The sequence below is a fragment of the Calidithermus terrae genome (assembly GCF_003574345.1).
Lineage (GTDB): Bacteria > Deinococcota > Deinococci > Deinococcales > Thermaceae > Calidithermus > Calidithermus chliarophilus.
Genome location: NZ_QXDL01000024.1, coordinates 1 through 24,187, shown reverse-complemented (window position 1 = coordinate 24,187; position 24,187 = coordinate 1). Strand labels below are relative to the sequence as shown.

The following is a 24,187-nucleotide window of genomic DNA, read 5'->3' as shown; positions in this document are numbered from 1 at the left end:
AAGGCAAAACCCGCAGATGGTCGTGTGGTCATGGCCGTTGCTCACCGTGGGCCCCGGCCCTTGTGCGCCAGGAGCACCTTGTAGTTGCGCACCGCGAGGGTGCGGACGCTGCCGAACAGCGCCTGCAACAGCGGTTCGTACTTCAGGAAGGGGTTGGCTACCAGATAGAACCTCCCGCCTGGCCGGAGGCGGGCGTGTGCGGCTGTGATGAACGCGTGGGCCACATCGAGAATGAGCGAGCCCCCCACGTGAAACGGGGGGTTTGATAATACTATATCGAACAAAGCGCCGTTTGGCAAGCCCTCGTCCACGTCGCTGTGCACGACGTTCGCCTCGAGCCCCATCCCCTCGGCGCTGCGCCGGGCGCTCAAAACGCCCGCCAGGTCGTCCTCCAGCAGCGTCGCCCGCGCGCCTTCGGCGGCCAGGCTCAGGCCGAGCGCGCCGTAGCCGCCGCCCAGGTCCAGCACGTCGAGGCCGGCCACGCCCTCCAGCGCCTCGAGCAGCAGCGCGCTCGCGGGGTCGAGCTGCCCGGCCGAGAACACGCCCGGCAAGCTGTAGAAGGTGTGCGGGCGGCCCCGGGCCTCGAGGGGGAAGGCCGTCCAGGGGTCGGGGAGGGCGGGGGAGGGCTGGTGCTTGCGGAGCAGCGCGACCCGCAAGGGGCCGTCGCGCTCGACCACCTCCCCCTCGCCCAGGAGCGCGCGGGCCGCCTTGAACTGCCGCTCGAAGCCCTTGTTCTTGTCGCCGCACAGCCACAGCTGGCCGCCGGGGCGCAGCGCCCGCGCGGCGCCGAGCAGGCTCAGGTGGGTGAAGCCCTGGCCGCGCTCGGCGGGCAGCACCAGCAGGGCCTGGTCGTAGTGCTCGGCCCGCGCCTCCCAGGGCAGGGCGGCCCGCACGCTGACGCCGGGGCGGGCGCCGAAGGCGGCCTTGAGGCAGCGCAGCGCCGCCCGGGAGGGCTCCAGCATCTCCACCTCGAGGCCGGCCCGCACCAGCGGCACGCTAGCCAGCCCGAGCGCCGGGTTGAGGTCGATGGCCCGCGCCCCCTGCGGCCGCACGACCTGCGCCAGCAGCCGCCAGCGCCCGTCGCCGAGCCCCCGGGCCCCGGCCTTGCGGTAGAGCGTGAGCGCGCCCGCGGGCAGCGGGTGCAGGCGGTGGTACTCCTCCAGCGTCACGGAGGATGAGTTTATCAGAGATACAGCGCTTCGACCCCCCGCTCCCCTCTCCGTAGCCGTTCCACGCCCAGCCGGGCCAGCACCCGGCCCGAAGGCGGCTCGTCGAGGGAGGCGGGCTCGAGCCCCTCCAGCCGCTGCTTCCGCGGCGGGGCGAGCGTCTGCAGGGTATCGTCCACGCGGTAGGTCGCGGCGTAGGCGTAGCCGTTGCGCGTGGCGTGCGCCACCGTCACCGTGCCCCGGTAGCGCCCGGCCACCCCGGCCAGGGTGTCCACGCCGACGAGCGGGACGCCCAGCCCCCGCGCCAGCCCCAGCCCGGCGGCGATCCCGATGCGCAGGCCGGTGTAGGAGCCGGGCCCCTGCCCCACGGCGATGCCCTCGAGCCCCTCCAGCGACGTCCCGGCCCAGGCCAGGAAGTCCTCCAGCTCGCCGAACAGCCGCTCGGCGTGGCGGCGGTCGAGCCGGAGGACGCGCTCATGAGTGGGCAGACCGAGAACCAGGAACGGCGTGGCGGTATCGAGGGCCAGGACCTGCACGAAGCGGAGTATACCCCTTAGCGATCGCTAAGAAGACGGCCCGGCAAGATTAGAGAATGCCTAACTCAGGCGCACTTTACCCGCTCTCATAGTGCCATTAGACTCATGTGGATGAGATTGGCGATGGTGGGCGTGGGGAAGATGGGCAAGAGCATCCTCGAGGGGATGCTGCGCGCGGGGTTCCTCAGCCCGGGCGAGATCGGCGTGATGGACCACCCCGAGCGCACCCAGCAGATCGCCGAGCAGTACTCCGTGGCGGCCCTCACCCCCGACGACCTGCGCCGCGCCGAGCGCGTGCTGATCGGGGTCCAGCCCAAGGACTTCTCCGCGCTCGCGCCCCGCATCGTCCACCCCAACACCGGCTACCTCTCGATCATGGCCGGGGTCTCGACCGCGGTGCTCTCGCGCCGCCTGGGCACGCGCCGGGTGGTGCGGGCCATGCCCAACGTGGCCGCCACCATCGGGCGCAGCTCCACCGCCCTCACCGCCCCGCCCGAGGCCGAGGAGGCCGGCGACCTCGAGTTCGCCCGCCAGCTCTTCGCCACCGTGGGCGACGTCTACGACCTGCCCGAGCGCCTCTTCAACGCCTTCACCGGCATGTCGGCCTCGGCCCCCGCCTACATCGCGCTGGTGGCCGAAGCCCTGGCCGACGGGGGCGTGAAGCAGGGCATCCCGCGGGCCCAGGCCCTCAAGCTCGCCGCCGACGTGCTGGTCTCGACCGGCGAGCTGCTGCGCCGCAAGCACCCGGCGGTGGTCAAGGAGGAGGTCGCCAGCCCGGGCGGCACCACCATCTATGGCTTGGCCGCGCTCGAGGCCCGCAGCCTGCGGGCAGCCCTGATCGAAGCCGTCGAAGCCGCGACCGAGCGCGGCTTCGCTTTGGGGGAGGACGAGTGAGGCGCTGGACGGTGTGGCTCTTGCTGCTGGGGCTGGCGCTGGCCCAGTTCGGCGACTTCTACCCCCGCGGGGTCGGGCTGGGCTGGGCCTACTCCTCGGGCGAGGTCCAGATCTTCGCCCGCGAGCAGTCGGGGATGCTGGTGCTCGAGCACCGCTTCCCCGGCAAGCCGGTCTACGGCGACCTGCTGCGCTACAGCCCGCAGGGGGTGTTCCTGGAAGGCACCGTGTTCAACGGCACCGTGCAGCGCTACCAGCCGGCTTTGATGCTCTACCCGCCCGCCCCCATCGTGCTGGGCCAGGAGTGGGGCGGCCGCAGCCTGCTCAACGGCTCCTCGGTGGCCCTGCTCGCCCGCGTCGAGCGCATCGAGGGCGTCAACGTCCCGGCCGGCCGCTACAACGCCTACGTCATCCGCACCTCGCTGGTCACCGAGGCCGGGGGCAGCGTGGTGGTGGAGTCGTACTTCGTGCCGGGCGTGGGCATCGTGCGCTACGCCAGCCCCGACGGCGGGACCATCGACCTCGTGCGCATCCTCAGGCCCTGATCCGCCTGAAGCCTGGCCCCTGGGACAAAGGCGTCCCGGGGGCCTTATACAATTGGGCATCGCCCCGCACGGGAGGTAGCTATGGAACTGCAGGTGGTGCAGCTCGAGAAGCCGGAGAACCTCAACGTCATCCTGGGCCAGAGCCACTTCATCAAGACCGTCGAGGACCTGCACGAGGCGTTGGTCACGGCCGTGCCGGGCATCAAGTTCGGCCTGGCCTTCTGCGAGGCCAGCGGCAAGCGCCTCGTCCGCAAGAGCGGCACCGCCCCCGAACTCGTCGAGCTCGCCGTGCACAACGCCCAGAACATCGGCGCAGGCCACTGCTTCGTGATCGTCCTGGGCGAGGGCTTCTTCCCGATCAACGTCCTGCACGCGGTGAAAGCCTGCCCCGAGGTGGTGCGCGTCTTCGCCGCCACCGCCAACCCCCTGAGCGTGGTCATCGCCCAGCAGGGCGAACAGCGCGGCATCCTCGGCGTCATGGACGGCTACCTGCCCCTCGGGGTCGAGGGCGAGGAGGACGTGGCCTGGCGCAAGGATCTGTTGCGGCGGTTCGGGTACAAGGTGGGGTGAGGGGGGGTGTCCGGTGCCGGATGCCGATAGCCCAACGCCGGGCGCGGGTCGTGCGCCGAACGCCGAACGCAAAACGCGAGACGCAAGACGCCTTGGCCCTAGACCTTTGGCCCCCGGCCCTCGACGCCGGTGGGGAGGCCGCCCTTTGAGCCTCCGGCAACACTGCCCTGCCGTCCACGCGGTAGGCTGTTGCGCGTATGGCGACCGCAGGCGAGATCGCACCCGAGTTCGCCCTCCCGGACCAGGAGGGCAAGGTTCACCGGCTTTCGGACTACCGGGGCAAGTGGGTGGTGCTGTACTTCTACCCGAAGGACGACACCCCGGGCTGCACCAAGGAGGCCTGCTCCTTCCGTGACGAGAAGGGGCGCCTCGAGCAGATGGGCGCCGTGGTGTTCGGCGTCTCGGCCGACGACACCCAAAGCCACGGCAAGTTCGCGCTCAAGTACGGCCTCAACTTCCCGCTGCTGGCCGACCCCGCCGCGGAGGTCATCAAGGCTTACGGGGCGTGGGGCAAGAAGAACGCGTACGGCAAAGAGTACGAAGGGATCCTGCGCCAGACCTTCCTCATCGACCCCACCGGCCACGTCGCCAAGGTCTGGGAGAAGGTCAAGGCCGAGGACCACGCCCTCGAGGTGGCCCAGGCCCTCGAGGAGCTCCAGCGGGTCTGAACGGCGGTATTGTGGAGGGGCGTGAATGCCACGCCCTTTTCTTATGACGAGTCCTGAGACCTACAAACGCGAAGCCGGGATCGAGGCCGTGCGCTACGTGCAGTCGGGGATGGTGGTGGGCCTGGGCACGGGGTCTACCGCGAAGTACGCCGTGCTCGAGATCGGGCGCAGGCTGCGCGAGGGCGAGCTGCGCGACGTGCGGGGCGTGCCCACCTCCGAGGCCACGGCCCGGCTGGCCCACGAGCAGGGCATCCCCCTCGTCGAGCTCGACGAGTACGGCGTGGACCTCGCCATCGACGGCGCCGACGAGATCGCCCCCGACCTCTCGCTCATCAAGGGCCTGGGCGGGGCGCTGCTGCGCGAGAAGATCGTGGAGGTGGCGGCGCGGCAGTTCGTGGTGATCGCCGACTCGAGCAAGCTCGTGCCCCGGCTCGGGCGCGGGGCGGTGCCCGTGGAGGTCGTGCCCTTCGGGTACAAGAGCACGCTCAGGCACCTGCGCGAGCTCGGCGAGCCGGTGCTGCGCCTGAAGGACGGCGAGCCCTTCGTCAGCGACGGGGGCAACTTCATCGCCGACACCTTCTTCGGGCCCATCAGCGACCCCGGCGCCCTGCAGGAGCGGCTCGAGCGGGTGGTGGGCGTGGTCGAGACCGGTCTTTTCGTGGGGATGGCGAACCTGGCCGTGGTGGCCGACTCGCAGGGCCTGCGCACGCTCTCGCGCTGAACTTGCCAGCGGGCCGCCGGGTGAGCTACCATGGCCCCATGAACGGCTTCTTCGCCCGGCGAATGATGGAGGTGCCCCGGCAGTAGCTTTGGTTTGAGGCTGCTGGCGGGGCGCGTGTATGATGCGCCCCGGTTTTATTTGCGCGGGCACCGCCCTTCCCCCGAGCCCGCACCCCTCCCGAGGAGACCGAAGATGAGCAAGGTTTTTTACGTCACGACCGCGATCGACTACGCCAACGCGGCCCCCCACATCGGCCACGTCTACGAGAAGATCCTGGCCGACTTCCTGGCCCGCTGGCACCGGCTCGACGGCTACGACACCTACTTCCTCACCGGCACCGACGAGCACGGCGAGAAGATTTCCAAGGCCGCCGCCAAGGCCGGCAAGAGCCCCAAGGACTTCGTGGACGAGCTCTCCGAGGGGGCCTTCCGCGCGCTGTACGACCGGCTGGGCATCAGCTACGACGACTTCATCCGCACCACCCAGGAGCGCCACAAGCGCTACGTGCAGCAGGTCTTGCAGAAGGTCTACGACGCGGGCGACATCTACTACGCCGAGTACGAGGGGCTCTACTCCGTGGGCTCCGAGCGTTTCGTGACCGAGAAGGAGCTCGTAGACGGGATCCTCCCCGGCGACTCCGAGCCGCCGGTGCTGCGCCGCGAGGCCAACTACTTCTTCCGCATGGAGAAGTACCGGCCCTGGCTGCTCGAGTTCCTGCAGAACAGCCCCGAGTTCATCCAGCCCGCCGGCTACCGCAACGAGGTGCTCGAGATGCTCAAGGAGCCCATCGGCGACCTCTCGATCTCCAGGCCCAAGGACCGCGTGCCCTGGGGCATCCCCATCCCCTGGGACGAGGGCCACGTGACCTACGTGTGGTTCGACGCGCTGCTCAACTACGTCTCGGCGCTGGTGGATAAGGGCAACTTCGAGAGCCACTGGCCGCACGCCTGGCACGTCATCGGCAAGGACATCCTCAAGCCCCACGCGGTGTTCTGGCCCACCATGCTCAAGGCCGCCGGGCTGCCGCTGTACGAGAAGCTGGTGGTGCACGGGCACATCCTGGCCCTCGACGGGCGCAAGATGGGCAAGAGCCTGGGCAACGCCATCGACCCGGCCGAGGTGCTGGAGAAGTACGGCCTCGACGCGCTGCACTACACGCTGCTGCGCGACACCACCCTCGCCGCCGACAGCCCCTTCGGCGAGCCGGTGATTGTCTCGCGCCTCAACTCCGACCTCGCCAACGACCTGGGCAACCTGCTCTCGAGGGTCCGCACCATGCTGATCAAGTACTGCGGCGGCGCGCTGCCCGAGCCTTCCCCCGCCGGCTCGCAGATCGCCCGCGAGGGCGTGAGCCTGGCCGCGCGGGTGCGCCCGCTGGTGCGCGAGCTGCGCTTCAACCACGCGCTGGAGGAGGTGCTGCAGTACGTGCGCAGCCTCAACAAGTACGTCAACGACTCCAAACCCTGGGAGCTCGCCCGCGACGAGGCCAACCGCAAGGCGCTGGACGACGTGCTCTACACGGTGGTCGAGGGGTTGCGCATCGCCTCGGTGCTGCTCGAGGCCGCCATCCCCAACAAGGCCCGCGAGCTGCGGCAGGCGCTGGGCCTGGGCGACTACGGCGTGGCCGACACCGAGCGCTGGGGGCTGGCCCCGGCGGGCACCCGCATCCCCGAGGAGGCGCCCATCCTCTTCCCCAAGCTCGAGGCGCTCGAGCGCGAGGGCAAGGGGCAGGAGGGGGCCAAGCCGGAGGCGGCGGGCGGGAAGCAGGAAGCCAAGCCCGAGAAGGCCAAGCAGCCCGCGCCCAAGGCGGAGCCCGCCCCGGCCAACGGCCCCATCACCATCGACGACTTCGCCCGCGTCGAGTTCCGCGTGGCCGAGGTCACGGCCTGCGAGAAGCACCCCCAGGCCGACAAGCTGCTCGTCCTACGGCTCGACGTGGGCGACCACACCCGGCAGGTGGTCTCGGGCATCGCGCAGTGGTACAAGCCCGAGGAGCTCGTAGGGAAGAAGCTGATCCTCGTCGCCAACCTCAAACCGGCTAAGCTGCGCGGCGTGGAGTCGCAGGGCATGATCCTGGCCGGGGAGGACGCCGAGGGCCGGGTGGTGGTGGTGACCCCCGAGAAGGACCTGCCCCCGGGCGCCAAGGTGCGCTGAAACCCCCGTAGAAAACCCCCGCAGCCCTGCGCTGCGGGGGTTTTGTCGGATGTAGGCCGTCAGAGCAATTCGCGAGGCAAATCGCTGCTGGCCTGACCCGCGTCGTCCTCGCTGCGGCGGGAGCGGAGCACGAAGGGCACCGCCATGAACACCAGCAGCATCAGACCGATCATAATCTGCGTCCCGAAATCCGACAGTAGCGCTAGCATCGCGTATCAGGCCTCCCTACCCATAGCGTACGAGATAAAGCCTGTTCCAGATTGTGCATTTCTTAATCAGATCTTGAACCAGGTTTATAGCTGGGACAAGTAGCCCAGCAACTGCTCCTCCTTTATCTCCCCCGGGTGCTGCGCTACTAACCTTCCTTCAGCGTCGAAGAAGTAGGTGGTGGGCAGCCCTTGGGCGCCCCAGCGCTGGACGAGTTCGGTGCTGGGGTCGAAGAGGGGGTCGGGCATGTCGAGCCTGGCCTCCTCGAGGTACGCCCGCACCGCCTCGGGCCCCTCGCCCTGGTTGAGGAAGACGAACCGGACGTGCTTGTTCGCCCGGGCCTGCTCGAGCAGCATGGGCAGCTCGCGGCGGCAGGGGCCGCACCAGGTGGCCCAGGCGTTGACCACCACGGGCTGGCCCCGCAGGCTCGCCAGGTCGAAGGCTTCGCCGGCGGCGGTCTGAACCCGGCCCTCTAAGCGCACGCCGGCCTCGGCCTCGGGCCTGCGCAGGAAGAGGCCAAGCCCAAGCGCCAGCAGCAGGACGGCCCCGGCGGTCCACTGGATCCAGTTGCGGGTCGTGCTCATCGGTCCCAATCTAAGCCCAAAGCTCGAGGACGGAAGTAGCCCGGGTGACATCCCGCCCCAACTGCAAACCCCTTCACGGCCCGGCGGGGGCTTTTGCCCCTATACTCGGGCCATGAACGAGGTTCAGGTGCCCGAAGTCGGCCCCCAGGAGGCCCAGGAGATGATCGCGCGCGGCGCGCTGCTCATCGACGTGCGCGAGCGCAACGAGTTCGCCGAGGCCCGCATCCCCGGCGCCAGGCTCATCCCGCTGTCGGAGTTCATGACCCGCTTCACCGAGATCCCGCAGGACGTGCCCGTGGTGATGCAGTGCCGCAGCGGGCGGCGCAGCGCCCAGACCACCGCCTTCCTGCTGGCCCAGGGCTACCGCGGGGTGGTCAACCTCGGCGGGGGCATCCTGGCGTGGAACCAGCAGGGCCTCCCCGTAGACACCACCCCCAAGGACCCCTCCACGCTGTGAAGCCCGTCCACCTCGTCGCCCTCCAGACCGAGCTGCGCCTCGAGCACTACCGCGACGCCGGGGCGTTCCGGGCGCGGGTGCTGGATCTATGCTCCCGGGCGGTCGAGGGGCTGCCGGAGGGGGAGGCCCGGGTGCTGGCCTTCCCCGAGGCCCTCGCCCTGCCGCTGGTGTTCTGGCTCGAGACCCCCGAGGAGGTGGTGCAGGCCCCCACCGCCCTGGCCGCGGGCTTGCGGCTGCTGCGCCTGCGCTGGCGGGAGGCGCTGGGGTCGGGGCCGCCCTCGCCCTCGGTGCTCTTCCACCTGCGGGCGCTCGAGGTGTGGCCGCTGTGGGAAAAAACCTTCGCCGAGGCCGCGCAGCAGAGCGGGGCCTACGTGGTCGCGGGGTCGCTGTTCAGCCCCCGGGTGGACTGGGAACCCGCGCAGGGCTACCACCGCCAGGGCCGGGGCGTGTACAACCTCAGCCTGGTGTTTAACCCCCAGGGCCGGGTGCTCTCCCGCGTGCCCAAGGTCAACCTGACCAAGGACGAACGGCAGAGCTTTCTCCAGGGCGGCGGCTGGGGCGCCCAGGTCGTCCAGACCGGGCTGGGCCGCGTCGCCAACCTCATCTGCCTCGACGCCTTCCACGAGCACCTCGTCGAGCAGTGCGACGCGGCGGGGGCCTGGCTTGTGGTGCAGCCCTCGGCCAACGCCGCCCGCTGGGAGGGGCCCTGGAGCGCCGACCCGGACCAGGTCGAGGGGCAGGTCTGGCTGCAGGAGGGGCTGGCGAGGAAGCTCGAGGGCCGCGAGAACCTGCGCTACGGGCTCAACCCCATGCTCAACGGCGACCTCTACAACCTGCACTTCGAGGGCCGCAGCGGGGTCTACGGGCCGGGCCAGATCCTCGCCCTCGCCGACGCGCCCGTGGGGGACGCGGTGGTTCGGGCGCGGGTGGAGGCGCCGTGAGGAAGAACGTCCCTGGTCAGACGGCCGCCCAGACGCCACAATCGGGGTCATGGAAAGGCGCTCGCTAGCCCAGTACGCGGTGGTGGGGCTCTCGCTCCTGCCCTTCGCCCTGCAACTGCTGGGCTGGGTGCGCACGCCCCTGGGCGGTGGGTGGTGCGGGGCCCTGAGCGGGGGCTACCTCGACGTGTTCTCGGCCCAGGTCTGGTACTCCCAACTGCTCATCGGCGGGCTGGCGCTGCAGGTGGCCTACGCCTTCTTGATGCTCGTCCTGCTCAACCTGCCGGGCGAGGAGAGGGCGCTCGAGTACGCCCGCATCGAGCCTACCTCGCCCCAGACCGGGGGTAGCGGCTCGCGGCTCAACCCGGGGGGTAGCGGTCCGCGGCTCGAGCTCCCGGGGGTGAGCGGCTCGCGGCTCGTTACGGGGGTGAGCGGCTCGCGGCTCGTTACGGGGGTTAGCGGCTCGCGGCTCGAGCAGCTCAGGCGCAGCCTCTACACCGCCGGGATCGGCCTCAATTTCGTGATCCTGATGGTCTTCCTCATGACCCGCCTCACCGGGCTCCCCCTGCCCAGCAGCCTGGGCGTGCTGTGGGGCGAAGCCGCCCCGCTCGACCCGCTGAGCGGGCTGATGGCCCTGAGCAGCCTGCTCGCCACGGCGGTCCTGCTGCACCTGCTCCGCGCCCGCAGCCCTGCGACGCCCGCGCGGGCCTGAGGCCTGGCTCGAGCCCGGGCGCATTTGACAAGCCCACGGTAGGGTGGCATACGATAGTGCCTCGTGGCAGATATGGCTGTTTCCGGTGGCCGCTGGGTAGCCGAGATCTACGGCTGCAACCTCGACGTGCTGGAGAACCCGCGCCTGGTCGAGACCGCGCTCAAGGACGCGGTCATCAAGCTCGGCGCGCCGGTGGCCAGCGTGCAGAGCGTGGTGTACAAGTTCTACCCCCAAGGGCTCTCGGCGGCCGTCGTCAGCCCGGTCGGCGCGGTGATGATCCACACCTGGCCCGAGGACGACGCCTCGGCCGCGCTCGACCTCTACTTCTACCAGCCCGACGTCGAGCCCGAGGGCGTGCTGCGCGGCTTGGCCCGGGCCTTCGGCGCCCGCGAGGAGTCGGCGTTCCGCCTGTGGCGCACCACCGAAGGCCACGACATCCGCCGCCGGGCCATGAAGCCGCAATGAAGGCCGTACGTCGTACGTCTTACACCTGAAAGCGCCCCAGGCACCGAACACCCTCCGCTCGGCGTTGTGCTCAGTGTCTTTGGTCTTCTGCGTAGGACGTACGGCACAAGACGTAGGACCCGGATAGGCTATCCAAGGAGGTTATCGCATGGAATACGGCATGTACTTCCTCGAGCAGGTCACCCCCTACGAGGCCATCTCCCGGCGCATGGAGAAGGTGCTGGCCTCGGGGCGGACCCGCTTCCAGGACTACTTCATCTTCCAGACCCAGGCCTTCGGCAAAGTGCTCGTGCTCGATAAGGACGTGCAGAGCGCCGAGCGCGACGAGTACGTCTACCACGAGACCCTGGTCCACCCCGCCATGCTCGCGCACCCCGCGCCCGAGTCGGTGTTCATCGTGGGCGGGGGAGAGGGGGCCACGCTGCGCGAGGTGCTGCGCCACCCCACGGTGAAGCGCGCCGTGATGTGCGACATCGACGACCAGCTCGTGGAGATGGCTAGGGAACTCCTGCCTGAGTGGCACCAGGGGGCCTTCGACGACCCCCGGGCCCAGGTCATCACCGAGGACGCGCGGGGCTGGCTCGAGTCCCACCCCGAGACCTACGACGTGATCATCGTTGACCTCAACGACCCGGTGGGCGAGGACAACCCCGCCCGCCTGCTCTTCACCGTGGAGTTTTACGAGCTCCTCAAGCGGCGGCTCAACCCCGGCGGGGTGATGGCGATGCAGGCGGGCATGATCCTGCTCACGCACCACAAGGTGCACCCCGTCATCCACCGCACCGTGCGCGAGGTCTTCCGCTACACCCGCAGCTACCGCAACTACATCCCCGAGTTCTTCCTCAACTTCGGCTTCATCCTCGCCTCGGACGGGGTAGACCCCGTGGCCTTCTCCGAGGGCACCCTCGAGGCGCGCATCCTCGAGCGCGGGCTAAACCTGCGCCACCTCACCGCCCCCTTCATCGAGGCCATGTTCGTGCTGCCGAAGGACCTCCAGGAGGCCATCCAGGCCGAGCGCATGGTCTCGACCGACGCCCTGCCGATGTACTTCACCGACGAGGGCGAGGCCCGCCAGGCGCCCTACCGGCCCCAGGGAGCGGGACAAGTCTCACCCGGCAGTGAGTAGACTGGTGGCTATGCAAAGGACGCTTTTCGTCGTTATCGCTGCGGTGGCGGTGTTGATGGCGGTCGGGCTGTTCGGGGTGCTGCGGTCGCGCTCGAGCGGAGGCTCCGCGGCCGCCACCGCCAACCCGGCCGAACTGGTCGAGGGGGCCCGCTTCGTCCTGGGCTCCGCCGACGCGAAGGTCACGGTCGTTGACTTCTCCAACTACCTCTGCCCCCACTGCCGCGACCACGCCCTCGACGTCTTCCCCCTCATCCGCCGCGACTACATCGACACCGGCAAGGTGCGCTACGTCTTCCGCGACTTCCCCTTCGGCGCCCCCACCAACCCCCAGCCGCCCGTGGTGCGGGCGGGGGAGGCCGCCGCCTGCGCCGCCGACGCCACCATGGACAAGTACGTGGCCTACCACGACGCGCTCTTCCGCGCCCAGCAGCAGTGGGGCGCGCTGCCCGAGCCTTCCCTCACGCGCTACCTCGTTGACCTCGCCGGCCAGATCGGCCTGGCCCCCGCCGGCTTCGAGAACTGCCTCAACAGCGGCCAGAAGCGCGAGGGCATCCTCGCCGACCGCAAGCTGGCCGACCGGCTGCGGCTCACCGGCACCCCCGCCTTCTTCATCAACGGCACGCAGGTCAACGGCGCGATGCCCTACGAGGACTGGAAGAAGGCGCTGGACGAGGCCCTCGAGGGCAAAACCCCCACCATCCCCGAGCGCAACCGCCCCAGCGGCAACTCCCAGTAATACCGGATTCAAAAAGATAATCATCCAGCCCAGAACCCTGGAGGCTGTCTTTTTGGACCCTAGAGCACACCCCTCCCTGACGGTCGGCGAAGAAAGCGTCTCCCTCCCGAGGGGCGGTATCGCCCTCCGCTACGCGGATAACTTCGGCCGGCCGCCCCGCCAAGGCGGGGCGGCGTCACCGTTCGGTGACGAACGGACCGAATCGGGTATAAGCAGGGGTAGGGCCGCCCGTCGGCAAATCGCGAAGGGGCGCACCGCGGTGCGCCCCTGGCTATCGGGTAAGGCTATCGGCTGCTCACGACGCCTGCCGCAGCCGGGCCTCCTCGAGCGCCGAGAGCGGCTTGTCGAGGTGGGGGATGTCGATGACGATCTCCCGCACGGTGGCGCTGGGGGCTTCGAACATCAGGTCCATCATGGCTTTCTCCACGATGGCCCGCAGGCCGCGCGCGCCGGTGCCGCGCTTGAGGGCCCGGCGGGCGATCTCGCGCAGGGCGCCGGGGGTGAAGCGCAGCTCGATGCCCTCCATGCGCATGAGCTCCTGGTACTGCCGCACCAGGGCGTTCCTGGGCTCGGTGAGGATGCGCACGAGCGCCTCTTCGTCGAGGGAGTCGAGCTGCACGAGCACGGGCACGCGCCCGATGAACTCGGGGATCAGGCCGAAGCGCACGAGGTCCTCGGGGATGACCTCGAGGCTCTCCTCCTTCTGCGCGGCCTTGGTGAAGCCGATGGGGTGCTGGTCGGCGCGGGCCTTGACGATGTGATCGAGGCCGTCGAAGGCGCCGCCCAGGATGAAGAGGATGTTCTTGGTGTTGACCTGGATGAACTCCTGGTGGGGGTGCTTGCGCCCGCCCTGCGGCGGCACGTTGCACAGCGTGCCCTCCACGATCTTGAGCAGCGCCTGCTGGACCCCCTCGCCCGAGACGTCGCGGGTGAGGCTGGGGTGCTCCGACTTGCGGGCGATCTTGTCCACCTCGTCGATGTAGACGATGCCCCGCTCGGCGGCCTGCACGTCGAAGTCGGCGGCCTGGAGCAGGCGCAGGATCACGTTCTCCACGTCCTCGCCCACGTAGCCCGCCTCGGTGAGGGTGGTGGCGTCGGCGATGGCGAAGGGCACGTCGAGCATGCGGGCGAGGGTCTCGGCCAGCAGGGTCTTGCCGGTGCCGGTGGGCCCGATGAGCAGCACGTTCGACTTCTGCACCTCGGCCTCGGGGTGCATCAGGCGCTTGTAGTGGTTGTACACGGCGACGGCCAGGGTCTTCTTGGCGTTGTCCTGCCCGATGACGTACTGGTCGAGGAAGGTCTTGATCTCCAGCGGCTTGGGCAGGTGGCTGGGGCCCTTGAAGCCCTGCTTGGGCTGCTGCTCGAGCAGGCTCCAGGCACGCTCGACGCACTCGTTGCAGATGTAGACCTCGCCCATCGGGGACTCGACGAGGTTGTCCACCTCGGGGGGGCGGCGTCCGCAGAAGCTGCAGGAGGGCCGGTTACGCCTCATTCGTTACCACCTGGTCCACCACGCCGTAAAGCTGCGCCTCGGTCGCGGTCATCCAGAAGTCGCGGTCGGTGTCGCGCTCGATCTTCTCGATGGGCTGCCGGGTGTGCTTGGACAGGATGTTGTTCAAAAGCTGCTTGTTCTTGAGGATCTGCTCGGCGTAGATGGCGATGTCGCTGGCCTGGCCGCCGATGCCGCCCGAGACCCACGGCTGGTGGATCATCACCTTGGCGTGGGGGAGGGCGAAGCGCCGCCCCGGGGTCCCGGCCGCCAGCAGCACCGCGCCGAAGGAGGCCGCCATGCCCAAGCAGATGGTAGACACCGGCGCCTTGACGAACTGCATGGTGTCGTACAGCGCCAGCCCCGCCGTCACCTCGCCGCCCGGAGAGTTGATGTAGAGCTTGATCTCCTGGTTGGGGTTCTGCGCGTCGAGGAAGAGCATCTGGGCGATGATGATGTTGGCGACCTGGGAGTCGATGGCGGTGCCCAGGAAGATGATGCGGTCCTTGAGAAGACGGGAGTAAATGTCGTAGACGCGTTCACCCCGCGCGGTCTGTTCGATAACGTAAGGGACTACCATACCGGCCCTATTGTAATGGGCGCCCGACCTCTAAGGGGACGCTGGAGCACCATTTTGGCCGGATATCGGGGCGTGCCAGCCCCGGAAGTTGTAGCCAACCCATCCCCCGGGCAGCGCCCAAGGGCGCTGTAGCGAACGCAAAAGACGGAGGCCGGGGCAGTCCCGGCCTCCAAAACGACCCGGAAGGTTCAGGCCCCGATGCGCTCGAGCGCCTCCATCACGGCCTTGTCGTGCAGGCGCTGGAGGCGCAGGCGGGCCAGGGTCTCCTCGCCGAGCTCCTGCTGCAGGGCGTTGGGGTTGGTGCGGTAGGCGCGGGCCAGGTCCACGACGTAGCTCGCCCACTCCTCGTCGGTGAAGACGGTGCCCAGGTCCTCGGCGAGCTTCTCGCGGGCCAGCGAGCGGCGGATGGAGCGGGTGGCGTCCTCGCGCAGCTTGGTCTTGAACTCCTCGAGCTTGCCCTCTTGCTCGAGGTTGTGGATGTAGGCGTTGAACTCGATCTTCTGGGCCTTGAGCTCCTCGGCCAGGTGCTGCAGGAGGTGCTGCTCCTCGCGCGCTTGCATGGTGGGGGGGATCTCCACCTCCATGCCCTCGGCGAGCTTGTCCACGAACAGGTTGGCCTTCCGGTTGCGCACCTCGCGGCCGGCCTGCCCCTCGAGGCTCTCGCGCACCTTGGCGGTGAGGGTGGCGAGGTCCTCCTCGCCCACGGTCTTGGCGAACTCGTCGTCGAGCTCGGGCAGTTGCAGCGCCTTGACCTCGGTGATCTTGGTCTTGATCTCGCGCACCACGGTGTCGCCGTCCTTGACCGGCACCATCACCTCTTCGCCCGCCGAGCGGCCCATCAGGGCCTCGCGCACGTGCTCGAGCGCGTTCTCCATGCTCACCGGGAAGCGGCTGCCATCCTCGGTCTCGATGAAGACCTGGTCGCCGGCCTCGATGGGGCGCTCGACCGTGACCAGCTCGCCGTAGCGCTGGCGCAGCTCCTCGAGGGCCTTGGAGACCATCTCGTCGGTGATCTCGGGCTTCTCGACCTCGAGGCCGAAGGCGGTCCAGTCGGGCAGCTTGACCTCGGGGTAGTTCTCCACCTCCGCCACGTAGACGAAGGGCGCGTCCTCCTCGAGCTTGGCCTCGACCAGCTTGACCCCTACGGGCAGCAGCTCGAGCTCGCGCACGGCCTGGGGGTAGGAGCTGTCCAGCAGCCGCTCCTTGACCTCCTCCAGCAGGGCTTCACGGCCCAGCCGGGCCTCGACGACCTTGGCCGGGGCCTTGCCCGGGCGGAAGCCGGGGAAGCGGTACTTGCTGGCGTACTCCCGCACCACCGCGTCGTAAGCCTTTTTCACGTCCCCTACCGGGACTTCGACCTTCATTTTGACCATGAAGCCATTGCGCTCGAGAATTTCTGCCACGTCAACACCTCGTGTGCGCGCCAGCCAGTGGCGCAGAGCCAGACCTTGCTCATCTGGCGTCACCAAGCCACCAGTTTACCCGTTGCGGGCTCGTTTGCCTAGCTCGCGAGGAGGCCGGATTTTCAGGGGGTCTGGGAGGGCTGCTCTGAAGCCTTTTGGTGCGAGGAGCGGGACTTGAACCCGCACACCTTGCGGTACTGGATCCTAAGTCCAGCGCGTCTACCAATTCCGCCATCCTCGCGTGGTGAGGGCTAAGGACAGGATACCACCCCTCGCGGGGTGGCATCCTTCCTGAAATTTGGGGTGAGTGATGGGACTTGAACCCACGACCCCCGGTTCCACAGACCGGTGCTCTAACCGGCTGAGCTACACTCACCGCGCTCCGCTTCGCGCCTCTCGAGGCCGCAAAACAGCAACCGTCATTTTATGCACCGCCAGCCGTAGCGTCAAGCGTGGCGGGGGGGCCGGAGGCGGCCGCGCCCCTTGCCCCGCGAGCGTCCTATCGGGAACGGGTATACTAACAACTGTTAGTTCGCTATGAGCCGCCGCAACGAAATCCTCGACCGGGCCGGGGAGCTCTTCAGCACCCGGGGCTTCCACGCGACTTCCATGCGCGACCTCGCCGAGGCGGTGGGCCTGCAAGGCGGCAGCCTCTACGCCCACATCGCCTCCAAGGACGAGCTGCTCTTCGAGATCGTCAACAAGGCCGCCGACGCCTTCTTGCGCCAGGCGGAGTCGGTGCCGCGCGACCTGTCGCCCGAGGCCCGGCTGCGGGCGCTGGTGCGCGGGCACCTCGAGGTCATCGTGCGCGAGCTGCCCCGGGCCAAGGTCTTCTTCGACGAGTGGCGCTTTCTGTCCGACGACTACCAGCGGCGCATCAAGGGGCGGCGCGACGCCTACGAGGCCCACTTCCGCGAGGCCATCGCCGCGGGGATCGCTGCGGGGCTGTTCCCGCAGCAGGACGCGCGCCTGGCGAGCCTGTTCGTGCTCTCGGCGCTCAACTGGGTCTACCAGTGGTACCACCCCGAGGGGCCGCTGGGCCTCGAGGCCCTGAGCGAGCAGTACGCCGGCCTCGTCCTGGCGGCGCTGCGCAACGCCCGGCCGGAGCCCGTCGCCGCTCCGCGGGAGGGGGTGGCCGCTGAGTCACCATAGACAAGGTTCAAAAATAGGGTAATTTCGCCATGGGTGACCTACGCGGGCGGTTGTCGCGTGGGGCGCCTCGAGGCGGTTTGGTCAGCCTGGCCTGTCGTAGGATGAGGCGAGCTTTACACTCGGCTAAAGCACGGCGGCCAAAAAACGGCTAAGGAGGAATGCATGAAGCGGAATTGGATTCTGGGCGGTGCGGTGGTGGCGATTCTGGCGGGTTGCGGGCTGGTTCCTCCGATCCCCGTCAGCGACCCGTTGCAGCTCAACGGGAAGCCGGTGACGCTCTCCCTGGCCGAGGGCGCGCTGAGCAGCCAGTCGGCCATGTCGGGCGCGGTGAACGCCTCGGTCGGTGACGTCCTCAAGGACGTGACCATCCCCTTCACCCCGGGCTCGTTCAAGGTTTGCTACGACTTCACGGTCGAGGGCACGTTCAGCGGCCCGTCGGGCAGCGTCAAACTGAGCAACATCGAGCTCGACCTCACCGTCAACGACGGCACCAACGGCCCGGCGTCGTTCCAGGCCAGCGCCAGCGAGGTGACGATGACCTCGGCGGGCGGCAAGTATACCGGCAGCGGCAAGGGCCTGTGCGGCAACGCCTCCGACGTGGCTAAGGTGATCGCGGTCCTCAAGAACGCCCCCGAACCCAACTCCGTCACCGGCACCTTCAGCCTCGAGACCGACGCCACCCTGCCCCCGGGCACCACACTCAAGATCACCTTCGAGAACGGCCAGGGCGAGATCAAGCTCTGACGCGAGCTTCTCTCGGCGGGGGTGCCCTCGAGCACCCCCGTTTTCGTGCCGGGTGTCCGTTCGTGAGGGCTCGAGCGTACAGTGGGGTATGGACTATTTACGGCAGCCCGGGTTCATGGAGCGGCTCAGCGAGCACGAGCGCACCCGCCTGGGCCAGATCTGCCCGCCCAACACCTACCGCAGGGGCGACTACCTCTTCCGCGCGGGCGACCCCTGCGGCGGGCTCACCATCGTGATTCACGGGCAGGTCAAGCTCGCGCGGCTGAGCCCTTCCGGGCAGGAGCGCATCCTCTTCATCGCCGGGCCGGGGGACTTGCTGGGGACCAATTTCCTCGACCCGGACGCACGCTTCCGCTCGGACGGGGTCTGCTTGGGCGAGGTGGTGATCTGCCCGGTCAGCCGGGTGCACGTCGAGCAGGTGGCGCGCGAACTCCCCAACGTGCCGCTTCGGCTGGCGGAGGTGCTGTCGCGGCGCCTGAGCCACCTCGAGGACCAGCTCGAGATCGCCGCCGAGCCGGTGCTGCTGCGCCTGGGGCAGGCTTTGCTGTGGCTCGTGGGGCGTTTCGGGCACGAGGTGGGGGAGGGCTGGCACGAGGTCGGCCTCGAGCTGCGGCAGGAGGACCTGGCGGCCTTGTGCGGCACCAGCCGCGTGACGGTCACCCACAGCCTGGGCCTGCTGCGCGAGCAGGGGCTGCTCGAGGGGACCCGGGGCTCATACCGGGTCCGGTGCGGCGGCCTCGAGGCCTATCTCCAGGCCGTGGCGTGGCAGGAGTGACCGCCGGAGAGCGGTTGTGCCCCGGGGCCTAGCGCTTTCCGAACTGGGTGAAGACCAGGTCGCTGGCCTTGGCCTCCTGGTGACAGCCGATGCACATGGCGGCGTTGGCGAAAACCCCGCCCTTGAAGCCGTTGCCGTCGCGCTCGAAGACGCTCCACTCCCAGTCGCCCTCCCGGGCGCTCTTCTTCTCCATCACGTACAGGGTGGTCACGCTGAGGGTGTCGGGGTCCATGCGCTCTTTAATGAAGACCGTGCCGGCCGCGAAGGGGGCTTTGTACTTGCCGTCCGCGCCGGCCAGCTTATCGGCGGTGAGGTTGACGTACACGTCCTTGGCGGAAGGATGGGCCCCAGCGTCCGTCACTTTGGCGACGTTCGCTCGCGTCCAGCCCAGGTAGCCCTGGTACTTCTCGGGCAGCCCGGCCACCTTGGCCGAGACGACCCCCACGGCAGCCAGCACCAGCACCGGCATCCACGCCTTCACCTTCATGTCTCCACCTCCACCCCCACGCTAGCGACCCTCTGGGGGCGGCGGTGTATCCTATCTTAACCCCGGTAGAATGTCCGCTACGAGATGAGCACGACAGCGGACGTGATCGTGGTGGGTGCGGGGATTATCGGCGCGGCCTGCGCCTACCGGCTGGCCGAGCGCGGCCTCCGGGTGCGGCTGCTCGAGGCCGCTCCGGCCCCGGCGGCGGGTTCGACCGGCAAGAGCGCGGCGGGCGTGCGGGTGCAGTTCACGGAGGCCGTCAACGTGCGGCTGTCCTGGCACTCCATCCAGGAGTACCGGCAGATGCCCGAGGCGGGCTACCGCCCGATCGGCTACTTGCTGCTGGTGCCCGAGGAGGACTGGGCCGACCACCTGCGCGGGGTCGAGCTGCAGCGCGGGTTGGGGGTGCCCGTCGAGGTGCGCGGCCTCGAGGCCGCGCAGGAGTGGTTCGCCTTCGAGCCCCACGGCCTCGCCGGGGCCACCTTCGGCCCGGCCGACGGGGTGGTGGACCCCCACGGCATCTGCATGGAGTACCTGCGCCGGGCCCGCGGCCTGGGGGCCCTGCTCCACCTGGAGGCCGAGGTGCTGCGGGCCGAGCGCCAGGGCGGGGTTTGGCAGGTGCAGACGCCCGCCGGGACGTTCGAGGCCCCGGTGCTCCTGAACGCCGCCGGGGCCTGGGCCGGCGAGGTGGGACGGCGGGCGGGGCTGGAGATCCCCGTGCAGCCTGCCCGCCGCATGGTCTTCTGCAGCGCGCCGCTGCCCGAGCCCCCGGCGGGCCCCCTCACCATCGACCTGTCCACCGGCTTCTACTTCCGCCCCGAGGGCGAGCGCCTGATCTTCGGCAAAAGCAACCCCGCCGACCTGGGCTTCGCCGAGGGCATGGACTGGGGCTGGCTCGAGCCCACCCTCGAGGCCGGCCTGCCGCGCTTCCCCTGGCTCGAGCGCCTGGCCCTCGACCGGCGGGCGAGCTGGTGGGGCTACTACGAGGTCACGCCTGACCACAACCCCATCCTGGGCTGGATGCCCGGCGTGAAGGGCTGGGCCAACGCCTGCGGCTTCTCGGGCCACGGGGTGCAGCAGGCCGCCGCGGTGGGCCGCCTGATGGCCGAGGAGGTCGCGGACGGCCGGGCCCACTCCCTCGACATCGACCCCCTGCGCTACGAGCGCTTCTCGAGGGCGGTGGGGGTGCTCGAGCGCCACATCGTCTGAAGGCTTCTGTTGCCTTCATAACCCCGCCCCAGGCTTTAGGCCCCCCTTGAAAATGAGCGAGGGGTGAGGGTACACTGCGCTTTGGGTGATTCGATGACCGACTTCATTCGCATGGCCAGGCCCTGGGCCTGAAGCCCCCTCCCGTACCCGAAACCCGCGCATTCGCAGGCGGCGACGTCTGCTGAGCCAGGCGGCCTTCGGGCCGCCGATTCGTTTGGAGCGTGCCATGCAAGCACTGGGAAAACCGGTCACCACCAAGCTGGCCATCGAAGTTCAGGGCCTCAGGAAAGCCTTCCGCAAGCGGGAAAACCTGCTGCGGGGGCCGCTCAAGGAGGAGTGGGCGCTCAAGGGCGTGTCCTTCGTGGTGCGCGAGGGCGAGACCTACGGCCTGCTCGGCCCCAACGGCTCGGGTAAGTCCACGCTGATCCGCATCCTCTCGACCCTGCTCACGCAGGATGGGGGCGAGGTGCGGATGCTGGGCTACCGCCTGCCGCAGGAGGAGCGCCCCCTGCGCCGCCTGATCGGGCGGGTGAGCGTGGACGCGGCGTTCTACAAGAAGCTCTCGGCCCGGGAGAACCTGCTCTACGCCGCGCAGCTCTACGGCCTCGAGGCCCGCGCCGCCGAGCGCCGGGCCATGGCGATCCTCGAGCGATTGGGCATCGAGTCGCGCCGCTTCAACGACCCGCTGGAGGAGATGAGCCGGGGGATGCAGCAGAAGATCGCCATCACCCGCGCGCTGCTCATCAACCCCCCGCTCCTGCTGCTCGACGAGCCCACCACCGGCTTAGACCCCAAGAGCCGCCGCGACGTGCAGGCCTTCCTGGAGGACCTGCGCCGCGAGCAGGGCACCACCATCCTCCTCACCACCCACGACATGGCCGAGGCCGAGCGCCTCGCCCACCGCGTCGGCTTCCTGGCCCACGGCAACCTGGTGGCCGAGGGGACGGCCGAGGAGCTCAAGGCGCAGGCAGGGACGCAGGACCTCGAGGAAGCCTTTATCGCCCTCACCGGCGAGGAGATCAAGGAAGAAGAGCAGGACGCTTGACGCAAAACGCGAGATGCAAACGGCAAAAAGGCGTTTAGCGTCTAGCGCGACCGGAGGGAGCTTTATGCTCGAACGCTACGTACGCCCCATGTGGGCTTTCGTGTTCCGCGACTGGCACCTGACGCGGCGCTACATCAGCTGGGTGTTCGTGTTCGTCTTTTACGCCATCGTCAACTCGGCGACCATCGCCCTCATCGGCAAGTCGCAGGACGACTTCCGCCTCACCCTCACGCTGCTGCTGGGGGTGCTGCTGTGGAGCTTCCTCTCGGCGATGTACAACGAGATCGCCAACTCCATCAGCTACGAGCGCTGGGAGGGGACGCTGGAGTACACCTTCATGGCCCCGGTGTCCAGGCTCATCCACCTCAGCGGGGTGTCGCTGTTCGCGGTGCTCTTCAGCGTGGTGCGCACGGCCGTGATCCTGGCCGGGCTGGTGCTGTTCATCGAGGTCTCGGTGAACGGGGCCAACCTGCTGGGCGTGCTGGTGGTGCTCCTGGTGGGCAGCCTGGCCTTCATGGGCCTGGGCCTGATGGCGGCCATCCTGCCGGTGATGAGCCCGGAGAACGGCGCGCAGGCCACCAACATCTTCCAGGGGGTGCTGCTGCTGGTCTCGGGCATCTACTACCCGGTCTCGGTGCTGCCGGCCTGGGTCCAGCCCCTGGCCTACCTGAGCCCCGCCACCTACGCCCTCGAGGCCTCGCGCAAGCTCATGGGCATCAACCACCCCGGCTCCACGCCCGAGCGCTTAGCGGGGGCCCCGCTGAGCGCGGTGCTGCCCGAGCTGGGCATCCTCTTCGCGATGGGCCTGGTGTTCATCCCGATGGGCCTGTGGGTCTTCAGCCGGGCCGAGGGCTGGGCCAAGCGCACGGGCAAGCTCAAGCGCACCGGGTGATACCCGATCCGGTCGGTTCGACTGGGGCTCTTGTCCGGATGGTCATCTTTTCGAACCCGGTATAAGGCCTGGAGGAGGGCCGGCCGTGTACCCGAACCCAGACGTACAGGAGGTCGTCGAGGCGCTCGCCGCCGGCACCCGTGAGGCCCTGGGGGCCGGCCTCGAGGGCCTCTACCTGCGGGGCTCGCTGGTGCTGGGCGACTTCGACCCCGCCAGCAGCGACGTGGATCTGCTCGCCGTGACCCGGACGCCCGTCAGCGGGGCCGAGTTCGCGGCGCTTTCGGCCGTGCACTCGCGGGTGCAGGCGCTGGACAACCCCTACGCCGCCGAGGTCGAGCTGGCCTACGTCCCGCTCGAGCTGTTGGCGGACTTCATCCCCAAGACGCGGGTTCCCGCCCTCGAGCGCGGCTTCGGGGAGGCGCTGAAGTGGAAGGCGCTGGGCGCCAACTGGCTCCTGGAGTTCTGGGCCGTCCGGGAGCACGGGGTGGCGCTCCACGGCCCCGACCCGAAGGCCCTGATCGGCCCGGTCCCGCCCCGGGCGCTGCGCCAGGCGGTGCGGCAGGTGCTGCCGGACTGGCTCGAGTGGGCTAGCACCACCGCGCGGCAGGAGATGCTGGGGCACGCAGGCCTGGCGCGCTTCGCCGTGGAGACCATGTGCCGGGCGTTGCTGACGCTGGAAACAGGGGAGATGGGCACCAAGCCCCGGGCGGTGCGCTGGGCGCTGGGGCGGTGGCCCCGGTGGGCGCCTCTGCTCGAGCGCTCCCGGGCCTGGAAAGCCGGCCAGCCCCTTTCCGAGGCCGCCGTGGACGAAGTGTTGGCCTTTGTCCGGGCGGTCGCGCAGGGAGGGCTCTCCCCTGAGATCTGACGGCGGCGGGTTGGGAGGAAGGACGGGGGAGGGGTTGTAGCCTTCCCGCTTTAGCTGCGCCCGCCTCGAGGGCGAGGGCGGCCGCTTAAGCAGTCCTCTACAAGGTTCTTAGCTTGATTAACGACAAGAACCACCCACAGGGCGGGTATTCTGCCGGATGGATACGGGTTAGATGTGAACCGCATGGGCTTTCCTGAAGCCGTTTATCAGCGGGGTGACAGCCATGATTCAGTGCAGGCTCAGTGAAAATTTCTACCGTGCAGGAGAACCAAATGAGGTTCGCACGAACGAGAGGAGATCACCATGAAAAAATACCTGATCGCGACATTGGCAGCGGGTCTGATCGCGGGGTGCGGCCTGCTCCCCGGCATCGGCGGGCAGCAGGTCATTGGGATGTTCCAGGGTGACTGGGCCTCGGTGGATAAGTCCAAGATGCGGCTGGCCCTGGTGGGGCTGACCTCCTCAGGGCAGTTCAGCTACAACAACCAGCTCGAGATCAAGGACCCCGACGTGACCAAGCGCTACGTCCTCGAGCTGCCGCAGGCCGCCGAGGAGGGCAGCTACCAGGTGGTGGCCTACTCCGACGAGGACGCCAACGGCAAGTTCGGCTCGGGCGACGTGGTGCTGGGCAACACCTGCCACAAGTACCTGCTCTACTCCGAGAGCAACGGCAACAAGGTCTTCTGGGTGGGCACCGTGCAGACCCTCACCGTGACCAAGGGCTGGAACGGCTACGACAACAAGACCCAGGCCGCCCCCTACCAGGCCGAGAACTACGAAGGCTTCGACCTCTACCGCACCGGCCAGTGCCCCTGAAGCTGAAGGGGACTGGAACACGCCGCCAGGGCCTAGGCCCTGGCGGTCTTTATTGAGGGCTTGACTGTAAACCGGTTTGTGGCGCAAACTGGTTTAGGGTGAAGCGATGAACCAGGACCGGCGGTTGGAAGAAGTCAGGCGGGTCACGGCCTTTTTCAGCTACTGGCAGGGGCTGCGGCTGGTCCCGCTGGGCTTTATGCTCATGATCGAGGGGCTGCTGCTCTCCCCGCTGTTCGAGGGGAAGGGGCTGGGGG

At 68.9% G+C, this 24,187-nt stretch carries 27 protein-coding genes and 2 tRNA genes; 20 read left to right on the top strand and 9 right to left on the bottom strand.

Annotated features, from left to right (window positions below):
• Nucleotides 1–41: 41 nt before the first annotated feature.
• Together Mterra_RS04630 and tsaB are read right to left on the bottom strand one after the other, a co-directional pair.
• Nucleotides 42–1,169: a methyltransferase gene (locus Mterra_RS04630; RefSeq protein WP_119314114.1), complete on the bottom strand. Its 1,128-nt coding sequence runs from the start codon at nucleotides 1,167–1,169 to the stop codon at nucleotides 42–44.
• A gap of 14 nt (nucleotides 1,170–1,183) precedes the next feature.
• Nucleotides 1,184–1,702, bottom strand: a complete 519-nt coding sequence (gene tsaB, locus Mterra_RS04625) for a tRNA (adenosine(37)-N6)-threonylcarbamoyltransferase complex dimerization subunit type 1 TsaB (protein WP_119314113.1) — start codon at nucleotides 1,700–1,702, stop codon at nucleotides 1,184–1,186.
• Nucleotides 1,703–1,813: 111 nt separating this feature from the next.
• On the opposite strand from tsaB, the gene proC reads away from it, so the two are divergent.
• From proC to metG, 6 genes are all read left to right on the top strand, one after another.
• Nucleotides 1,814–2,596 carry a pyrroline-5-carboxylate reductase gene (gene proC / locus Mterra_RS04620; RefSeq protein ID WP_119314112.1) on the top strand — a complete coding sequence of 261 codons (783 nt, stop codon included), beginning with the start codon at nucleotides 1,814–1,816 and terminating at the stop codon, nucleotides 2,594–2,596.
• Nucleotides 2,593–3,138, top strand: coding sequence for a hypothetical protein (locus tag Mterra_RS04615; protein ID WP_119314111.1), 546 nt, complete (start codon nucleotides 2,593–2,595; stop codon nucleotides 3,136–3,138). The genes proC and Mterra_RS04615 overlap by 4 nt, the downstream gene beginning before the upstream one ends.
• An 81-nt stretch (nucleotides 3,139–3,219) precedes the next feature.
• Nucleotides 3,220–3,708: an adenosine diphosphatase gene (locus tag Mterra_RS04610; protein ID WP_119314110.1), complete on the top strand. Its 489-nt coding sequence runs from the start codon at nucleotides 3,220–3,222 to the stop codon at nucleotides 3,706–3,708.
• A 197-nt stretch (nucleotides 3,709–3,905) separates the two neighbouring features.
• On the top strand, nucleotides 3,906–4,376 hold the full coding sequence (gene bcp / locus Mterra_RS04605; RefSeq protein WP_119314109.1) for a thioredoxin-dependent thiol peroxidase: 471 nt from the start codon (nucleotides 3,906–3,908) through the stop codon (nucleotides 4,374–4,376).
• 43 nt (nucleotides 4,377–4,419) lie between these two features.
• The gene (gene rpiA, locus Mterra_RS04600) at nucleotides 4,420–5,097 is read left to right on the top strand and encodes a ribose-5-phosphate isomerase RpiA (protein WP_119314108.1); all 678 of its coding nucleotides are present in this window, start codon (nucleotides 4,420–4,422) and stop codon (nucleotides 5,095–5,097) included.
• A 192-nt stretch (nucleotides 5,098–5,289) separates the two neighbouring features.
• Nucleotides 5,290–7,251: a methionine--tRNA ligase gene (gene metG / locus Mterra_RS04595; RefSeq protein WP_119314107.1), complete on the top strand. Its 1,962-nt coding sequence runs from the start codon at nucleotides 5,290–5,292 to the stop codon at nucleotides 7,249–7,251.
• A 293-nt stretch (nucleotides 7,252–7,544) separates the two neighbouring features.
• On the opposite strand, the gene Mterra_RS04590 is transcribed toward metG, so the two are convergent.
• A complete protein-coding gene (locus tag Mterra_RS04590; RefSeq protein WP_170159553.1) occupies nucleotides 7,545–8,042 on the bottom strand; it encodes a TlpA family protein disulfide reductase in 498 nt (165 codons plus the stop codon).
• Between the two features lie 112 nt (nucleotides 8,043–8,154).
• Here Mterra_RS04590 and Mterra_RS04585 point away from each other — a divergent pair, with 112 nt between their 5' ends.
• From Mterra_RS04585 to Mterra_RS04560, 6 genes are all read left to right on the top strand, one after another.
• Nucleotides 8,155–8,499, top strand: coding sequence for a rhodanese-like domain-containing protein (locus tag Mterra_RS04585; RefSeq protein WP_119314105.1), 345 nt, complete (start codon nucleotides 8,155–8,157; stop codon nucleotides 8,497–8,499).
• Entirely contained in the window at nucleotides 8,496–9,440 is a 945-nt protein-coding gene (locus Mterra_RS04580) for a nitrilase-related carbon-nitrogen hydrolase (RefSeq protein ID WP_119314104.1), read from the top strand. Before Mterra_RS04585 ends, Mterra_RS04580 begins: the two co-directional genes overlap by 4 nt.
• Nucleotides 9,441–9,489: 49 nt before the next feature.
• Entirely contained in the window at nucleotides 9,490–10,149 is a 660-nt protein-coding gene (locus tag Mterra_RS04575; RefSeq protein WP_119314103.1) for a hypothetical protein, read from the top strand.
• Between the two features lie 72 nt (nucleotides 10,150–10,221).
• Nucleotides 10,222–10,614 (top strand): S-adenosylmethionine decarboxylase, encoded by a 393-nt coding sequence (gene speD, locus Mterra_RS04570; RefSeq protein ID WP_119314102.1) that lies wholly within the window; start codon nucleotides 10,222–10,224, stop codon nucleotides 10,612–10,614.
• 148 nt (nucleotides 10,615–10,762) lie between these two features.
• The gene (gene speE / locus Mterra_RS04565) at nucleotides 10,763–11,740 is read left to right on the top strand and encodes a polyamine aminopropyltransferase (RefSeq protein ID WP_119314101.1); all 978 of its coding nucleotides are present in this window, start codon (nucleotides 10,763–10,765) and stop codon (nucleotides 11,738–11,740) included.
• A gap of 10 nt (nucleotides 11,741–11,750) precedes the next feature.
• Nucleotides 11,751–12,476, top strand: a complete 726-nt coding sequence (locus Mterra_RS04560) for a DsbA family protein (protein WP_119314100.1) — start codon at nucleotides 11,751–11,753, stop codon at nucleotides 12,474–12,476.
• Nucleotides 12,477–12,771: 295 nt separating this feature from the next.
• On the opposite strand, the gene clpX is transcribed toward Mterra_RS04560, so the two are convergent.
• From clpX to Mterra_RS04535, 5 genes are all read right to left on the bottom strand, one after another.
• Nucleotides 12,772–13,968 (bottom strand): ATP-dependent Clp protease ATP-binding subunit ClpX, encoded by a 1,197-nt coding sequence (gene clpX / locus Mterra_RS04555; protein WP_119314099.1) that lies wholly within the window; start codon nucleotides 13,966–13,968, stop codon nucleotides 12,772–12,774.
• Nucleotides 13,958–14,545: an ATP-dependent Clp protease proteolytic subunit gene (locus Mterra_RS04550; protein ID WP_119314098.1), complete on the bottom strand. Its 588-nt coding sequence runs from the start codon at nucleotides 14,543–14,545 to the stop codon at nucleotides 13,958–13,960. The genes clpX and Mterra_RS04550 overlap by 11 nt, the downstream gene beginning before the upstream one ends.
• A gap of 188 nt (nucleotides 14,546–14,733) precedes the next feature.
• Nucleotides 14,734–15,948, bottom strand: a complete 1,215-nt coding sequence (tig, locus tag Mterra_RS04545; RefSeq protein WP_119314097.1) for a trigger factor — start codon at nucleotides 15,946–15,948, stop codon at nucleotides 14,734–14,736.
• Between the two features lie 156 nt (nucleotides 15,949–16,104).
• Nucleotides 16,105–16,189: transfer RNA gene (locus Mterra_RS04540), tRNA-Leu, on the bottom strand.
• Nucleotides 16,190–16,247: 58 nt separating this feature from the next.
• Nucleotides 16,248–16,324 (bottom strand) — tRNA-His (locus tag Mterra_RS04535).
• A 161-nt stretch (nucleotides 16,325–16,485) separates the two neighbouring features.
• On the opposite strand from Mterra_RS04535, the gene Mterra_RS04530 reads away from it, so the two are divergent.
• The 3 genes from Mterra_RS04530 to Mterra_RS04520 all read left to right on the top strand — a co-directional run bounded on the left by Mterra_RS04530 (nucleotide 16,486) and on the right by Mterra_RS04520 (nucleotide 18,619).
• Nucleotides 16,486–17,100 carry a TetR/AcrR family transcriptional regulator gene (locus Mterra_RS04530; protein ID WP_119314096.1) on the top strand — a complete coding sequence of 205 codons (615 nt, stop codon included), beginning with the start codon at nucleotides 16,486–16,488 and terminating at the stop codon, nucleotides 17,098–17,100.
• A gap of 162 nt (nucleotides 17,101–17,262) precedes the next feature.
• Entirely contained in the window at nucleotides 17,263–17,844 is a 582-nt protein-coding gene (locus Mterra_RS04525; RefSeq protein WP_147372545.1) for a hypothetical protein, read from the top strand.
• 88 nt (nucleotides 17,845–17,932) lie between these two features.
• A complete protein-coding gene (locus Mterra_RS04520; protein WP_119314094.1) occupies nucleotides 17,933–18,619 on the top strand; it encodes a Crp/Fnr family transcriptional regulator in 687 nt (228 codons plus the stop codon).
• A gap of 28 nt (nucleotides 18,620–18,647) precedes the next feature.
• Here Mterra_RS04520 and Mterra_RS04515 read toward each other — a convergent pair whose 3' ends face one another.
• Nucleotides 18,648–19,106 carry a cytochrome P460 family protein gene (locus tag Mterra_RS04515; protein ID WP_119314093.1) on the bottom strand — a complete coding sequence of 153 codons (459 nt, stop codon included), beginning with the start codon at nucleotides 19,104–19,106 and terminating at the stop codon, nucleotides 18,648–18,650.
• A gap of 84 nt (nucleotides 19,107–19,190) precedes the next feature.
• Here Mterra_RS04515 and Mterra_RS04510 point away from each other — a divergent pair, with 84 nt between their 5' ends.
• The 5 genes from Mterra_RS04510 to Mterra_RS04490 all read left to right on the top strand — a co-directional run bounded on the left by Mterra_RS04510 (nucleotide 19,191) and on the right by Mterra_RS04490 (nucleotide 23,933).
• Nucleotides 19,191–20,315 (top strand): NAD(P)/FAD-dependent oxidoreductase, encoded by a 1,125-nt coding sequence (locus tag Mterra_RS04510; RefSeq protein ID WP_119314092.1) that lies wholly within the window; start codon nucleotides 19,191–19,193, stop codon nucleotides 20,313–20,315.
• A 226-nt stretch (nucleotides 20,316–20,541) separates the two neighbouring features.
• Nucleotides 20,542–21,360 (top strand): ABC transporter ATP-binding protein, encoded by an 819-nt coding sequence (locus Mterra_RS04505; RefSeq protein ID WP_119314091.1) that lies wholly within the window; start codon nucleotides 20,542–20,544, stop codon nucleotides 21,358–21,360.
• 64 nt (nucleotides 21,361–21,424) lie between these two features.
• Complete coding sequence (locus Mterra_RS04500) at nucleotides 21,425–22,252, top strand: ABC transporter permease (RefSeq protein ID WP_119314090.1); 828 nt, start codon at nucleotides 21,425–21,427, stop codon at nucleotides 22,250–22,252.
• An 85-nt stretch (nucleotides 22,253–22,337) separates the two neighbouring features.
• Nucleotides 22,338–23,117: an aminoglycoside adenylyltransferase domain-containing protein gene (locus Mterra_RS04495; RefSeq protein ID WP_170159552.1), complete on the top strand. Its 780-nt coding sequence runs from the start codon at nucleotides 22,338–22,340 to the stop codon at nucleotides 23,115–23,117.
• Nucleotides 23,118–23,420: 303 nt separating this feature from the next.
• Complete coding sequence (locus Mterra_RS04490) at nucleotides 23,421–23,933, top strand: hypothetical protein (protein WP_119314088.1); 513 nt, start codon at nucleotides 23,421–23,423, stop codon at nucleotides 23,931–23,933.
• The last annotated feature ends 254 nt before the right edge of the window (nucleotides 23,934–24,187 follow it).